The organism is Chryseobacterium sp. Leaf180, from assembly GCF_001424585.1.
Lineage (GTDB): Bacteria > Bacteroidota > Bacteroidia > Flavobacteriales > Weeksellaceae > Chryseobacterium.
Genome location: NZ_LMPJ01000001.1, coordinates 1,484,681 through 1,499,281, shown reverse-complemented (window position 1 = coordinate 1,499,281; position 14,601 = coordinate 1,484,681). Strand labels below are relative to the sequence as shown.

Sequence of the window (14,601 nt, the reverse complement as noted above, 5' to 3'; positions counted from 1 at the left end):
ATAATGTAACAAAGTATCAGTTTAACAGTTTACCTATCGTAGTATGCACTAAAGTGATTCTTGTTTAATTTTTAATTCTTCTAAAATTCTGCATCACTGTACAGTATTTTCTAATATTGTTCTTCATTTATTACCGCTGAATCTCTAGCAGCCCGACCTGAGTGGAGCTCTTTTTATGAGGAGGCACGACGAGCAAAAAAGCGGGAACGGAGGGCGGAAACATCTGCCCAAATATTAAATCTCCCCAACTACTTTTCTTGGCTCATACTTTTCAACCATATCGGCGATTGCTTTGATGTGTTCCGGCGTGGTACCACAGCATCCGCCGATAATATTGATCAATCCTTTCTCTACATATTCCCTGATCTGTGCAGCCATTTGGTCTGGTGATTCATCATACTGTCCGAAAGCATTCGGAAGACCCGCATTCGGATAAGCCGAAACATGGAATTCTGAATTGTGAGCCAGCGTTTCTAAATATGGCGTTAACTGATTCGCTCCCAAAGCACAGTTGAACCCAACACTCAATAAATTTAAATGTGAAACGGAAATTAGAAATGCTTCTGCGGTTTGTCCGCTCAGTGTTCTTCCTGACGCATCGGTAATCGTCCCCGAAACCATGATCGGGATTTCGATTCCTCTTTCTTCCTGAATTTCGTCGATGGCAAACAATGCCGCTTTTGCATTTAATGTATCGAAAATTGTTTCTACCAAAAGAATATCTGAACCTCCATCTAGCAAAGCTTCTGACTGCTGTTTGTAAGCCAGTCTTAAATCCTCAAAAGTAATCGCACGATAACCGGGATCGTTGACATCCGGGCTTAAACTTGCCGTTCTGTTGGTTGGTCCGATAGAACCTGCAACAAATCTAGGCTTGTCAGGATTTTTGGCAGTGAACTCATCACAAACTTTTCTGGCAATTTTAGCTGATTCGTAGTTGAGTTCGTAGACCAAATCTTCCATGTGGTAATCTACCATTGCAATGGTAGTTCCCGAAAAAGTATTGGTTTCAAGAATATCAGCGCCGGCCTCAAGGTACTTTCTATGAACTTCTTCAATTGCATGAGGCTGCGTGAGAGAAAGTAAATCATTATTTCCTTTCACGGGATGTTCCCAGTCTTTGAAACGCTCACCACGGTAATCTTCTTCTTCGAATTTGTATCTCTGAAGCATGGTTCCCATCGCTCCGTCAAGAATTAAAATTCTTCTGGAAAGGGCTTTATATAGCTGTTCTGAATTTTTCATTTTTATATTCTTTATATATTGTAAAACCATTTACGGCTTTGTTATCAGCATTGGATGTTCACCAATGATTATATTTTTTTCAGCAGCGCAGAGCCCCGAAAGGGCTTTATCATCAGCATTGGGTGAAGCCCAATGAATAAAATTTGTAGCTGTAGCTGCATTAAGCCCTGAAAGGGCGAGATCACTAATCCCAAACATAATCTTCATTAAACTGTACATCATATTTTTTTAAGAATGCCCGGTATTCGTCCTGGAAACTTTTCACTTTATGCTGTTCTTCCTGATTTCTTATAATTCGTCACTACCTCAATTTCAGTTGGGTTAACAGAAAATGCACCGTAACCGCTTTGCCAGTAAAAATCAGAAAATTTTTCACCTTTAGTTTTAATCCATTTTGATGAAGCTGATTTCACTTCTTCTAAAAGTTTCACCAACGTTATTTTTTTTGAAAGCAAGCACAAAATATGGATATGATCCCGATAACCTCCAACCTGAATTGGATTACACTCTAAATTTTTACAGACACCTCCTAGATAATTAAAAAGTTCTTCTTTGATTTCATCGGATATCATTTGTTCTCTATTTTTTGTACTAAAAACTATGTGAACATATATTTTACTTAAAGATTGTGACATAATTTACATCAATTAAAAAATGTTGCTGCCGCCCTTTCAGGGCTTATTATCTGTATTCTTTATTACCTGCGGCTTCACCGCAGGCTGTTGATTTTGCCCTTTCAGGGCAAACCCAAACCCAAATACTTTAACCCAACGCCTGCTTCAAATCTGCAATAATATCGTCCACATTTTCCAAACCTACCGAGCAACGAACCAAGCCTGCAGTAATTCCCACTTCATTTCTTTCATCATCAGAAAGCTTGGAGTGCGTTGTAGATGCCGGATGCGTCACAATTGTTCTGGTATCACCAAGATTGGCAGACAGTGAGCACATTTTTATTTTATCTAAAAAGTTTCTTCCACCTTCAATTCCGCCTTTGATTTCAAAAGCGACTACATTTCCACCTAGCTTCATTTGTTTTTTGGCAATCTCATAGCTCGGATGTGATTTTAAAAACGGATATTTTACCAAGTCAACTTTAGGATGATTTTCTAAAAACTCTGCAACCTTCAAAGCATTTTCACAATGTTTTTCAACACGAATTGCCAATGTTTCCAGGCTTTTAGACAAAACCCAGGCATTAAAAGGTGACATTGCAGGACCTGTATTTCTTGCAAAAAGATAAATTTCGCGAATCAAATCTTCTCTACCAACCGCTACTCCACCTAAAACGCGACCTTGACCGTCAATCAGCTTAGTCGCTGAATGAACAACTACATCAGCTCCGTATTTAATCGGCTGTTGCAAGTAAGGCGTGGCAAAACAGTTGTCTACAATAAAAATCAAATTGTGCTTTTTGGCAATCTTTCCAAAAAACTCTAAGTCTAAAATTTCTATCGCAGGATTGGTCGGCGTTTCCAGATACAAAACTTTTGTATTAGGCTTGATATAATTTTCTACATTTTCAGAATCCTCAGCTTTGAAATACGTGGTTTCAATATTCCATTTTGGAAAATATTTTGTGAACAAAGTATGAGTTGATCCGAAAACCGACTGACAGCTCACAATATGATCTCCTGCATTCAGTAATGTTGCAAAAGTTGAATAAATTGCCGCCATTCCTGTTGCGAAAGCGTACCCAGCTTCTGCACCTTCCATCTTAACAATTTTATCCGTGAACTCTGTTACATTAGGATTTGAAAACCGGCTGTATAAGTTTTTAGATTTCTCTTCAGCAAAACTCGCTCTCATATCTTCTGCATCTTCAAAAACAAAGCTTGAAGTAAGATACAAAGGCGTAGAATGCTCGTCAAACTGCGTTCTCTCGGTTTGGGTTCTTATCGCAAGGGTTTCGAAATTGGTTGATAGTTGATGGTTGTCAGTTGACAGTTTATCTTGGCTCATTTTTTTATATCGTTCTTATTTCGTTTCACTTAGTCTTAAAATATCACCAAAAACTCCTCTAGCTGTAACTTTCGCTCCGGCTCCGGCTCCCATGATGACGATTGGGTTTTCGCCATAACTTTCGGTATAGATTTCGAAAATTGAATCTGAACCTTTTAATTGACCTAAAGCTGAAGTTGCCGGCACAGAAATTAGTTTTACATCTAGTTCACCTTTTTCTTTCTGTAAATCTCCATGCAAATCTCCAACATATCTTAAAACGTGATTCGGTTCCTGATTTTTTTTGATTTTGTCATATTCATCATCCAATTCTGCGAGTCTTGAAAGAAACTCCTGTTTTGAAACTGAAAGTAAAGCTTCGGGAACTAAATTCTGAATGTTAATATCTGTAAATTCATTAATTAAATCTAATTCTCTTGCCAAAATCAATAATTTTCTTGCAACATCATTTCCTGATAAATCTTCTCTTGGATCTGGTTCGGTGAAACCTTTTTCTAAAGCTTCATTGACAATTGTTGAAAATTTATCATCTCTCAAAGAAAAATTATTGAATACATAACTTAGTGTTCCCGAAAAAACACCTTTGATTCTTGTAATATTCTCTCCGGAAAGGTGAAGAAGTTTTATGGTATCAATCAACGGCAAACCTGCACCTACATTGGTTTCGTACAAATAACGTTTGTTGTTTTTATTCAACGTATATCTTAGTTTACGGTATTCTTCAATTGGAAGGGTATTGAAAATTTTGTTTGATGAAACCAAATCAAAACCATTTTCCGCCAAAGCCTGATAGTTTTTCACAAAATCAACGCTTGCTGTATTATCAACAACGATAAGATTTTCAAGCTGATTTTCTTTTGAGAAATTAATTAATTCTTCAACGTTTGAAGATCTTTCGGCCGCAAAAACCTCATCACTCCACGTGTTATCAAATCCTTTTTTGTTGAAGGCAATTTTTCTGGAGTTGGCAACAGCAACCACTTTTAGATGTATATTTTTTCTTCTTTTAATTTCTTCAGAAGAATGTAAAACCTGTTCAATTAAAGTCTTTCCTACATTTCCGTGACCGATGATTGCTAAGTGAACCGTTTTTGGTTTTTTAAAAATTTCCGATTCAATGATGTTTTTAGTTTTCTCATCCTGAGAAGAAGTCACCACAATATTGATGCGCTTTTCACTTGAATTCTGGTTTAAAAGCAACGGGAAAACATTGTTTCTTGCCAATTCAGAAAGTATTTTATTTAGATCATCTGCCACAAAACCAATGACAGACACATTGTTAATACTGTAAATCTGAGAAACTTTACCCGATTTTCTTTCAGCAGCAAATTCTTCGATCAGACAGTTTACTGCTTTTGCAGAATCATCTTCGTGCACAAGTATTGACAACCCGTTCTCAACAGCTTGTTGAGAAATTACGCCTACACTTATTCTTGCCAAAGTGAGTGCTTTAAAAACCCTGCCGTCAATCCCGATTTCACCTAAGAAATCTGCTCCTTCAAACTTGATGATTGATCTGTTTTTTAAAAATTTTATTTCGTTTGCATTAGCTTTCATCTACAAAATATTTTTTATGATATAATTTAACTGCTCGTATTCCATTAAAAAGGCATCGTGCCCATGAATTGATTTGATCTCGTGATAGAAAACATCTTCCTTTTCCTTATTTAGCTTTTCAAAGCACATCCGAATTTCAGAAGCCGGGAAAAACAAGTCGGTATCTACAGAGACCATGTGCATTCGTGCTTTGATTTTACCTAAATCTTTATCGTTTACATTAATGTTCATCAATAAATGATTCATGAGCTGATAAGACTTTAAACTAAATCTTTCAGCAAGAGATTTCCCGTGATAAATCAGCCAGTCTTCAGATTCTAACTTTTGTTTTTCCTCATTAAAGTGAGTTTGAAATCTTTCATTCAGAGATTGAGGTGTTCTGTAACACAACATTGCATGAATTCTGGCTTTCTGAAGTGGCTCATCATTTCCGTTTAATAGAAATTGCTGAATGAGACATTGGGCGTGCAGCCAATCATGAGTTTTCGAATCACAGGCAATCGGTATAAAAAGTTCTGCTAAATCTGGCTTTTTAACCAACATTTCCCAACCAATTCCACCTCCGAGGGAACCTCCGATAACGGCGTATAAGTTTTTAATATTTAAAATTTCAAGACCTTTCAGAAATATATTCGCAATATCTGAAGGAGTAAAATCTGAAAACTCATCAATAAAGAAATCATCGTATCCGTTTCCGGGAATATTGAAGCAGAGAACTGTATATTTATTTGTATCAATAACCTCGTTTTCACCTAGCAACTGTTTCCACCAACCTTTTTCTCCGGATACATTTGAATTTCCGGTTAAAGCATGATTGATCAAAATAATAGGTGCAGAAAACAGGTCTTTCCCAAAAAGCTGATAGCTTAAAGGGATATGATATTCCTTACCGGAAATCGTTTTATACGTAAAATGGATAAATTTAAGTTCTGTTTTCAATTCTATTAGGATAAATTAATATCATTGAAAATGCCACAGGAAATGGCTGAAAAGAACTTCAGTAAGTTATCTGTCCAAAAAAAATCTGGTAGAACGTAGCACCTTCTTCGCTTGTACGAAGGGTTGCTAAGGCTTCACAGGGTCTAATCCCTCGGCCTTTCTTGATAACATTTTCAATATGTGAATGATCGAATTGCAAATATAGAGATAAATTTGAAAACGGTACAAAATTTACTTCAAGAAAAATAATTTTACCGAAAAAGTTTTATGAACAACTTTTAAAGTAACAAAAAGAAGATCTTTATCTCAAAAAATCTAAATTAGCATTGCAAAAACTTGGGGATGAGTATCGAAAAAGAGAGACTGAAAGATAAAAACTGGCAAAACTGGGGGCCATATGTAAGCAACAGACAGTGGGGAAACGTTCGCGAAGACTACAGCCCAAACGGAAATGCGTGGGGATACACCAATCATCATACAGCCGAAAGCTACACGTACCGCTGGGCTGAAGAAGGTATCGCCGGAATTTCGGATACGAAGCAGCTTCTGTGTTTTGCGCTTTCGTTCTGGAACAAAAAAGACGAGCGTGTAAAAGAGCGTTTTTTCGGGTTGAGCAATCCGCAGGGAAACCACGGTGAAGATGTAAAAGAGCTTTTTTATTACCTCGATAATACGCCGACACACAGCTACATGAAGCTGCTGTATAAATATCCGATTAATAAATTTCCGTACGAAGAACTTTTGAAGGAGAATTCTGCGCGCACGAAAAAAGAGATGGAATATGAGATTATCGACACAGGAATTTTTGACGATGATGAATATTTTGACATCTTCATCGAATACTGCAAAGAAGATCTTGATGATATCTTAATTCGCGTAACAGCGCACAACCGGAGTGAAAACGATGCGCCATTGGTCGTTTTGCCGACCGTCTGGTACCGAAACAACTGGAAATGGGGCTATAACGAATATAAAGGTGAATTTAATGCAGAAAGTGAAGGTCGAATTAAGATCAATCACAACAGCATTGCCGTCAAAAATCTGTATGCTAAAGATAAAGATTCGGAGCGTGTATTCTGTGATAACGAAACCAATGTTACAAAACTTCACGGCACTGAAAAACAGCCCGGAGAATATTTTAAAGACGGAATTAATGATTATTTAATTCGTCAGACCGAAACCGTAAATCCCGAAAAGAAAGGTACAAAAGCCGCTTTTCTGGTTGATAAAATCATTAAAGCCGGAACATCAGAAACTTTTGATTTCAGATTAAGCCCTAATGATTATGAAGATGCATTTTTTCATTTTGATGAAATTTTAAATAAAAGGAAAGCTGAAGCGGATGAATTTTATGAAGAAATTCAGCAGGATATTACTGATCCGGATGAAAAAAACGTGCAGCGACAGGCTTTTGCAGGATTACTCTGGAATAAACAGTTTTATCATTACAATGTCGGAAAATGGCTGAAAGGTGATCCGAATTTTGCGGCGCCACGCGATTTTGACGAATATGTACGAAATACAGAATGGGAACATCTTCACAATAAAGACATCATCAGCATGCCCGATAAGTGGGAATATCCTTGGTATGCCACTTGGGATCTGGCTTTTCACTGTGTACCTTTCGCTTTGATCGATGCCGATTTTGCTAAAGATCAGTTACTTCTGCTTTGCAAAGAATGGTATCTCCATCCCAACGGACAGATGCCTGCGTATGAATGGAACCTCAGCGACGTAAATCCGCCGGTGCATGCGTGGTCTTGCTTCAGGGTTTTTAAAATTGATGAAAAAAATAACGGCAAAGCAGACCTTCTTTTCCTGGAAAAAGTTTTTCAGAAACTGTTACTGAATTTCACATGGTGGGTCAACCGTAAAGATAAAAACGGGAAAAATCTCTTCGGCGGAGGTTTTCTGGGTCTTGATAATATCGGTGCTTTCGACCGGAACATGAAACTGAATGACGGCGAACATCTAGAGCAGGCCGACGGAACGAGCTGGATGGCGATGTATGCGCTCAACATGATGCGGATGGCGATGGAACTTGCACAGCATTTTCCGGTGTATGAAGATATGGCAATTAAATTTTTTGAGCATTTCTTATACATCGCGCAGGCAATGGAAAGTTTTGGGGAAGACAAAGAAGGTCTTTGGAATGAAGAGGACGGCTTTTTCTACGACGTTCTGCAGTTGGCTGATGGCGAGAGTGTAACGCTTCGTCTGCGCTCGATTGTAGGGTTAATTCCATTATTTGCAGTGGAAATTATTGAGCATCATTTGCTTGAGAAAATGCCGAATTTCCGTGCGAGGATGGATTGGGTTCTGAAGAACAAACCCGAACTCGCTAATCTCGTTTCTCATTGGGACGAAGAAGGTTCCGGCAGAAAGCATCTGATGAGTATTTTGCGCAGAGTGAGGTTGAAAAAAGTCTTATCTAGAATGCTTGATGAGAAAGAATTCCTCAGTTCGTACGGCATCCGCGCGATGTCGAAAGAGTACGAAGAAAATCCTTTTGTTTTTACCGTTCACGGTCACAAAAATGTAGTGCATTACACGCCTGCAGAGAGTGACAGCCGAATGTTTGGCGGCAACAGCAACTGGCGAGGGCCGATTTGGTTTCCTATAAATTTCCTGATTGTAGAAAGTCTGCAGCGTTTCCATTTTTATTATGGCGACAGTCTGAAAGTTGAATTGCCTACAGGAAGTGGAGATGAGCATGATCTGAACGAGGTCGCTGATAACATCAGCGAACGCCTCTGCTCCATTTTTCTGCGTGATGAGCGCGGACAGAGAGCATTCAACGGCGGAAATTACAAACTGAATTATGATAAAAATTTTAAGGAGTACATTACCTTCTTCGAATATTTTCATGGCGACAATGGTCGTGGTGTCGGCGCTTCTCATCAAACCGGCTGGACAGCAACTGTAGCCAAACTTTTGAAACCTAGAGTTAATTAATGATGTTTATCATATATAAAAGAAAGACGTGTCGCAAACTGGCAACACGTCTTATTATATTATGTTAAATGAAAATACACATATAATTAAAATTTCATTGTAAATGAGAAAATAACTTCAATATTTTATATGTTTTAACTAATTTAGCCACTTAAAATAAATTAATTATATGAAAACAAAACTATTCTCTGTCGCAGCTGCAGCACTTTTGACAACTGCTTCAATGCTGACAAACGCACAGCAATATCAGCCTATGCCAATTTCTGGCGGTTTCAATGCTGATGTTGTTGCAAACGGCGTAGGTAATGCTGCGGCCAGTACCAATAATGATGTAGACGGCGTAGGCTATGCATTTATTGCCCGTAATTTTCAGTCGACTGCTACAAGTCCTACACTTACCTACGGACTTCCAAACGACGGAGTAATCACATCCGCTGTTACTTCGCCTGCAGGCCTTACGTATCAGTTGGCGTCATACTCCGCAAATAATTCCTTAAGATTGCCGACTGCATTAACCAGTACAGGAATCTTAACATTTACGACTCCGAAAGCCGTAAAAAATCTTTATATGCTTGCCGTAAGTGGAAGCGGAGATTCTTCTGTAAACATATCTGTGAATTTTTCTGATGGTACATCGCAGCCTTTCTTATCTGTGCCGATAACAGACTGGTACGGAGGAAGCAATTTTGCCATTCAGGGAATCGGAAGAATTACGATCGCAACAAATTCGTTAGATCAAGCCGGTGGTACAAACCCAAGATTATATCAGATTCCGTTGGCCATCTCAACAGCAAATCAAACCAAGCTGGTTCAAAGTGTGACGGTGACTAAAGCATTATTGCCTTCAGGTCTTACCGGTGGAATTCCGAATATCTTTGCGCTCTCGGGTGATATTTACAATTCTTGTGAAATGCCGACTGGGTTAACTTCTAATACGACAATAACAGGAGCAACTGTTTTATGGACTGCACCTACTACTGCACCAGCATCTGGTTACCAATATTACGTGAGCACTTCATCTACTGCACCTACTGCTACTACAACTCCTACAGGAAGTACAGCTGCAGGAGTAACTTCAGTTACACTCAACAGCTTGACGACAGGAACAACTTATTACATCTGGGTACGCTCAAACTGCGGCGGTTCTTCTCAAAGTTTCTGGACAATGACTCAGTTTACTCCGGGACAGATTTCTGCTACGTACACTACTGGAGACATCAGTGCAACTTTAACTTCAGCAACTGTAACCACTTCGACTGTTAGCCCTTGCGCAGGCATCATGTCTGTTACAATACCAACAGGATATAAAATTGGATCTACCAACGTTGATTACGCAATGTCTACAACAAATGACGGGTATATGTCTGAGCAAAAAAGTTATTTAACCTGTGTTACAAACAATACTTCCGAGTCTTCAGTATCATCAGGCAGTGGCGGTTTTACAGGAACATTTAATTATTCCAGAACGGGACTTACAATTGCAAATGATTTAACAGGAACTGTGACCTTTAGACTTAATGCTTTCAAAAGTTATGGTCCTAATTCAGACTGTTTACCGACTTTTAATAAAGTTGATAACAATACCTGGAAAATTACGGTAACCTTAGTACCTGCCAACCTTGCGACTGCAGAAACTTCTGCAAAAGCGAAAGAAGCAATGGTTTATCCAAATCCTTTCTCTGATATTCTACATATTGAAAGAGCAGATAAAGTAAAAATAGCAACCGTTACTGATATGTCTGGCATCACTGTAAAAGTTATCGAAAACCCTTCTTCTGCAATTCACCTTGAAGGCGTGAAAACCGGCGTTTACATGTTAACTTTAGATATGAAAGACGGTTCTAAAGTAAGCACTAAAGTGATCAAAAAATAATCACTCTTAAACTGTAAAAGAAAAGACCGGAAGCAATTTCCGGTCTTTTTTTGTTTTAAATCTTCGCTGTATTCACGAAAATCTGCCAAGATATTTCCACGTTGGGTTCTAAAGTTTTGGAGACCGAACAGTACTTTTCAAAAGAAAGTTCGGCTGCCTTCTGTGCTTTGGCTTCATCAATTTTTCCTTCAAGATGAAAGGAAACCATGATCTTCTTAAAAGGTTTCGCATCGTCTACCGCTACTCTTTCACCTTCCACTTCTGCTTTAAATGCGGTAATTTCCTGTCTTTGCTTTTTTAAAATTGAAACTATATCAATTCCGCTGCAACCGGCAACGGCCATAAGTACGCTTTCCATTGGAGAAATGCCTTTGGCACCCGGCTGCGAAGTGTTATCCAATAAAATGGAATTTCCCTGAGCGTTGGTGCATTCAAACAGGACATCATCATTAATTCTGTTAAGTGTTATTTTCATTTTAATTTTTTATAAGATTCCTCTGGCTTTTACTTCCAGATATTTATTAATCACATCCACATTCAGATTTTCCGGGAAAGTGTAAATCGAGTGAATACCATATTTTCTGAATTCCTGGATGATCAGTTTTTTCTCCATTTCAAATTTTTCGGCGATGATCTGATCATAGACTTCCTGCATTCTTTCCGGATTTTGATGAAGCAGCGTATCAACTTCAGAATTTTTAAAGAAAACCACTATCAGCAAATGATCTCTCGCAATTCCGCGGAGGTATTTTATCTGTCGGTTTAGCGCATCAAGGGTTTCAAAATTGGTGAAAAGCAAAATCAGACTTCTTTGGTTCACCGAATGTTTCAAATCCTGGTAAAGCCTGCTGAAATCACTTTCAAAAAAATCGGTTTTAATATTATACAAAGCTTCAGAAATCTTTCGCAGCTGACCGGCTTTATTATCTGCGGCGACTTTGTTTTCGGCTTTTCGCGAAAAAGTCATTATTCCCGCGCGGTCACCTTTTTTCAAAATAATATGTGATAAAGCCATTGCGGCATTGATCGAATAATCCAGTAAACTCAGCCCGCGAAAAGGCATTTTCATCACACGCCCTTTATCAATCAGCATTAAAATGCGCTGCGATTTCTCGTCCTGAAACTGATTGACCATCAGTTTGCTGCTCTTCGAAGTCGCTTTCCAGTTGATTGTGCGCACATCATCGCCGGGCACATATTCTTTCATCTGCTCAAATTCCATCGTGTGACCCAAGCGACGAACACGCTTAATTCCGCCAAGCAAAAACTCATTTTGCAGCGTCATCAGTTCGTATTTTTTGAGCGAAATAAACGAAGGATAAGACGGCAGAACGGTATCTTTCTGAAAGATAAAACGTTTCGAAACAAAACCTAAAATAGATGAAGCGTAGACATTCAATGCACCAAAATGATATTCGCCGCGCTCTTTAGGCTCCAGATTATATTTAAAAAAGATATTTTTATTTGCCTCAATTTTCTTTTTAATTAAAAAATCACGTTTCTGAAACTGAAACGGAATTTCGTCGATAATACGAGTTTCTATAGGGAAAAAGTAATTGTTTTTAAGATCAATTTTAACATCGTTTACATCACCGTTTGAAAATTTATCCGGTAAAATACGCTGCGCCTGAACAGCATTTTTAGTGAGATAAAGCATCAGAATTTCTACCAAAGCAGCAAGAAAAATGAGAATCAAAAGGCCGTGCGCGATATTGACAAAAACCCGGAAGAAAAACCCAAATACATAAACGACGCCCACAGCGATGAGCGCAAAAAAGAACCGTGTATTGAGGTAAAGGTTTTTCATTTTTTAGGTTAATATTTTTCGGTGAAAATAAAAATTAACGCGGAATCTCAATTCCTTCTAAAATCTGGCGGATGATTTCGTCCGCAGAAATGCCTTCCATTTCGCGTTCCGGAGAAACGATAATTCGGTGTCTGAGAACAGCAAAGCTGGCTTCTTTAATATCTTCCGGTGTTACAAAATCCCGTCCACGCAATGCTGCAAAAGCTTTTGAAGCAGCCAGCAAAGCCAAACTCGCTCTCGGCGAAGCGCCTAAGTATAAGAACTGATTTTCTCGGGTATTAATGATTATTTTGGCAATATATTCAACAAGCTGCGATTCTACAACTACCTCGCGAACCAGTTTCTGATAAGAATTTAACTGGGAAGAACTAATTACGGCGTGTACAACTTCGGTCTTGTCTTCCTCTTTTGCGTTATGCTGATTTTTTATAATCGCGATTTCCTGCTCCAGATCAGGATAGCCAACATTTATTTTGAACAAAAAACGATCGAGTTGTGCCTCTGGGAGCCGATACGTTCCTTCGTGCTCAATCGGATTTTGTGTAGCAACCACAAGAAAAGGAAGATCGAGATCGTACTGCACGCCATCCATCGTGATCTGTCGCTCTTCCATCACTTCAAAAAGTGCCGACTGGGTTTTTGCAGGCGAACGGTTGATCTCATCAATCAAAATAAAACTGGAAAAAACCGGACCTTTTTTAAACTCAAATTCGGAAGTTTTCACGCTGTAAACCGATGTTCCGAGAATATCCGAAGGCATCAGATCAGGCGTAAACTGTATTCTGCTGAAAGGGACATCGATGGTCTTGGCTAAAAGTTTGGCCGTAATCGTCTTTGCAACTCCAGGCACACCTTCGATCAAAACATGACCATTTGACAGCAGCGCCGCCAAAAGATGATCGATCATCTGATGCTGACCAACAATAACCTTTCCGATTTCTGACCGAATTTTCTGCATACTTTCGCGCAGCTCGATCATATCAATACGCGATGCAAACGGGTCGTGATTTTTATGTAAATCAACAGAATTTTGACCTTCTGTATTCTCGTTTTCAAAATTTTCCATTGTATTTTTTATATTTTAAAGGATCTCTTTTTACGAAAGAATCTGATCCAAAACTGTATTCATTTTTACTAAATCTTCCCTCATCACCTGTGCGTAAGGATCTTGGGCGGCTTTGAGCATAGTTACCGCCTCCCGGATTAAATCAACCGGTTTCCCGGTTTTCAGATGAAGTTTACTGATAAAATCCTCATCCAGATTTTGTGTATCAATCAGAAGTTCGAGGCGAACTTTATACAGAAAATGCTGCGCTTTTTTTGCCATCATCTCATGAAAATCACCTTCCTGAAGATAGAGATTTCCGATACTGCGGACAAATTCCACCGATGTATTTTTCAAAGGCGTTGCCATGGGAATGATGCGCTGTTTTCTTTTAATATTAAATATCGCGAAGAGAATCAGACCGCCAAGTAAAAGATTGGCAGCATATCTCAAAGACGGATTAGCTCTTACAAATCGCAGAATGGAACGCGACTGCTCTTTCTTTTCAACCTCAGAAAACCAAACCGTTTCGCGGTCGGGCAAATAGGAAAATACATTCTGTACGTACTGCAGATTTCCGGATTTCAACATGTAATAATTAGCCAGAAACAGCGGCTCAGAATGAAGATAAATATGACCTTTCCCGAACTGCTTTCCTATAAAATTGGCGTGCTGTTCCTTATTTTTTAAAACTGTCTTACCTAATATTCTAAAATCACCATCTACAGCGACAAAAGCATCACCACCAGGAAATTTGTTGAGATTCAGGTATGAATTTTCAAATTTATAATCCGTTAGTTTCAAAATATTTGAATCGTCAAATGAAACAATATAATGTTCGAAACCGAGGCTGTCTGAAACCAGTTTTGGAATATCATTTTGTCCAAAAACCATGAGGTCCGAGCCTGCAGAAACCTCATCTACAATCGCCGACCACTGATCGAGATCTAACTTGTTTTTAATTAAAATAATATTTCTCGGTTTGCTTTTTTTCTCGATAAAATAAATATCTGGCGGCTGACTGGTTTTTTCAAACTTATCTTTAAAAAGATTTTTTACTTCTTTATTAAAAACATACAGACCAAACGGCGAGCGCGACGAGCTGTCAAAATTCTTGTCCCACTGGGTTGTCTCATCTTTTCCCAGCGAGGCCAGCGCGTAGATCAAAAGTGCGACGACAAATACAATTCCTCCAATCTTTAAAATTTTATCCATCTG

At 38.7% G+C, this 14,601-nt stretch carries 12 protein-coding genes and 1 riboswitch; of the genes, 2 read left to right on the top strand and 10 right to left on the bottom strand.

Going from position 1 to position 14,601, the window contains the following annotated elements; genetic code table 11:
• Positions 1 to 234 precede the first annotated feature (234 nt).
• The 6 genes from ASG01_RS07075 to ASG01_RS07055 all read right to left on the bottom strand — a co-directional run bounded on the left by ASG01_RS07075 (position 235) and on the right by ASG01_RS07055 (position 5,703).
• A complete protein-coding gene (locus tag ASG01_RS07075) occupies positions 235 to 1,245 on the bottom strand; it encodes a homocysteine S-methyltransferase family protein (protein ID WP_055861901.1) in 1,011 nt (336 codons plus the stop codon).
• Positions 1,246 to 1,275: 30 nt separating this feature from the next.
• Positions 1,276 to 1,467, bottom strand: a complete 192-nt coding sequence (locus tag ASG01_RS15885; RefSeq protein WP_131725327.1) for a hypothetical protein — start codon at positions 1,465 to 1,467, stop codon at positions 1,276 to 1,278.
• Positions 1,468 to 1,511: 44 nt separating this feature from the next.
• Positions 1,512 to 1,880 (bottom strand): IS200/IS605 family transposase, encoded by a 369-nt coding sequence (gene tnpA / locus ASG01_RS07070; RefSeq protein ID WP_202966978.1) that lies wholly within the window; start codon positions 1,878 to 1,880, stop codon positions 1,512 to 1,514.
• A 127-nt stretch (positions 1,881 to 2,007) separates the two neighbouring features.
• Positions 2,008 to 3,207, bottom strand: coding sequence for an O-succinylhomoserine sulfhydrylase (locus ASG01_RS07065; protein ID WP_055861898.1), 1,200 nt, complete (start codon positions 3,205 to 3,207; stop codon positions 2,008 to 2,010).
• A gap of 15 nt (positions 3,208 to 3,222) precedes the next feature.
• Positions 3,223 to 4,764 carry an ACT domain-containing protein gene (locus tag ASG01_RS07060; RefSeq protein WP_055861895.1) on the bottom strand — a complete coding sequence of 514 codons (1,542 nt, stop codon included), beginning with the start codon at positions 4,762 to 4,764 and terminating at the stop codon, positions 3,223 to 3,225.
• Complete coding sequence (locus tag ASG01_RS07055) at positions 4,765 to 5,703, bottom strand: alpha/beta fold hydrolase (protein WP_082498301.1); 939 nt, start codon at positions 5,701 to 5,703, stop codon at positions 4,765 to 4,767.
• Between the two features lie 63 nt (positions 5,704 to 5,766).
• Positions 5,767 to 5,874, bottom strand: a riboswitch (SAM riboswitch).
• Positions 5,875 to 6,045: 171 nt separating this feature from the next.
• On the opposite strand from ASG01_RS07055, the gene ASG01_RS07050 reads away from it, so the two are divergent.
• Positions 6,046 to 8,658, top strand: coding sequence for an MGH1-like glycoside hydrolase domain-containing protein (locus ASG01_RS07050; RefSeq protein WP_055861892.1), 2,613 nt, complete (start codon positions 6,046 to 6,048; stop codon positions 8,656 to 8,658).
• A 169-nt stretch (positions 8,659 to 8,827) separates the two neighbouring features.
• Positions 8,828 to 10,531, top strand: coding sequence for a T9SS type A sorting domain-containing protein (locus ASG01_RS07045; protein ID WP_055861889.1), 1,704 nt, complete (start codon positions 8,828 to 8,830; stop codon positions 10,529 to 10,531).
• A gap of 55 nt (positions 10,532 to 10,586) precedes the next feature.
• Here ASG01_RS07045 and ASG01_RS07040 read toward each other — a convergent pair whose 3' ends face one another.
• The 4 genes from ASG01_RS07040 to ASG01_RS07025 are packed head-to-tail and all read right to left on the bottom strand — an operon-like array spanning position 10,587 to position 14,598.
• Positions 10,587 to 11,006 carry an OsmC family protein gene (locus ASG01_RS07040; protein WP_055861885.1) on the bottom strand — a complete coding sequence of 140 codons (420 nt, stop codon included), beginning with the start codon at positions 11,004 to 11,006 and terminating at the stop codon, positions 10,587 to 10,589.
• 9 nt (positions 11,007 to 11,015) lie between these two features.
• Positions 11,016 to 12,338 carry a DUF58 domain-containing protein gene (locus tag ASG01_RS07035; RefSeq protein ID WP_055861882.1) on the bottom strand — a complete coding sequence of 441 codons (1,323 nt, stop codon included), beginning with the start codon at positions 12,336 to 12,338 and terminating at the stop codon, positions 11,016 to 11,018.
• 34 nt (positions 12,339 to 12,372) lie between these two features.
• Positions 12,373 to 13,404: an AAA family ATPase gene (locus ASG01_RS07030; protein ID WP_055861879.1), complete on the bottom strand. Its 1,032-nt coding sequence runs from the start codon at positions 13,402 to 13,404 to the stop codon at positions 12,373 to 12,375.
• A gap of 30 nt (positions 13,405 to 13,434) precedes the next feature.
• Complete coding sequence (locus ASG01_RS07025; RefSeq protein ID WP_055861875.1) at positions 13,435 to 14,598, bottom strand: hypothetical protein; 1,164 nt, start codon at positions 14,596 to 14,598, stop codon at positions 13,435 to 13,437.
• Between the last annotated feature and the right edge of the window lie 3 nt (positions 14,599 to 14,601).

What these genes read in the sequence shown, in the direction of transcription:
- ASG01_RS07035 (WP_055861882.1), bottom strand. Translation starts at nt 12,338, where the DNA reads ATGAAAAACCTTTACCTCAATACACGGTTCTTTTTTGCGCTCATCGCT.
- ASG01_RS07045 (WP_055861889.1), top strand. Translation starts at nt 8,828, where the DNA reads ATGAAAACAAAACTATTCTCTGTCGCAGCTGCAGCACTTTTGACAACT.
- ASG01_RS07075 (WP_055861901.1), bottom strand. Translation starts at nt 1,245, where the DNA reads ATGAAAAATTCAGAACAGCTATATAAAGCCCTTTCCAGAAGAATTTTA.
- ASG01_RS07050 (WP_055861892.1), top strand. Translation starts at nt 6,046, where the DNA reads ATGAGTATCGAAAAAGAGAGACTGAAAGATAAAAACTGGCAAAACTGG.
- ASG01_RS07030 (WP_055861879.1), bottom strand. Translation starts at nt 13,404, where the DNA reads ATGGAAAATTTTGAAAACGAGAATACAGAAGGTCAAAATTCTGTTGAT.
- ASG01_RS07060 (WP_055861895.1), bottom strand. Translation starts at nt 4,764, where the DNA reads ATGAAAGCTAATGCAAACGAAATAAAATTTTTAAAAAACAGATCAATC.
- ASG01_RS07040 (WP_055861885.1), bottom strand. Translation starts at nt 11,006, where the DNA reads ATGAAAATAACACTTAACAGAATTAATGATGATGTCCTGTTTGAATGC.
- ASG01_RS15885 (WP_131725327.1), bottom strand. Translation starts at nt 1,467, where the DNA reads ATGATGTACAGTTTAATGAAGATTATGTTTGGGATTAGTGATCTCGCC.
- ASG01_RS07025 (WP_055861875.1), bottom strand. Translation starts at nt 14,598, where the DNA reads ATGGATAAAATTTTAAAGATTGGAGGAATTGTATTTGTCGTCGCACTT.
- tnpA (WP_202966978.1), bottom strand. Translation starts at nt 1,880, where the DNA reads ATGTCACAATCTTTAAGTAAAATATATGTTCACATAGTTTTTAGTACA.
- ASG01_RS07065 (WP_055861898.1), bottom strand. Translation starts at nt 3,207, where the DNA reads ATGAGCCAAGATAAACTGTCAACTGACAACCATCAACTATCAACCAAT.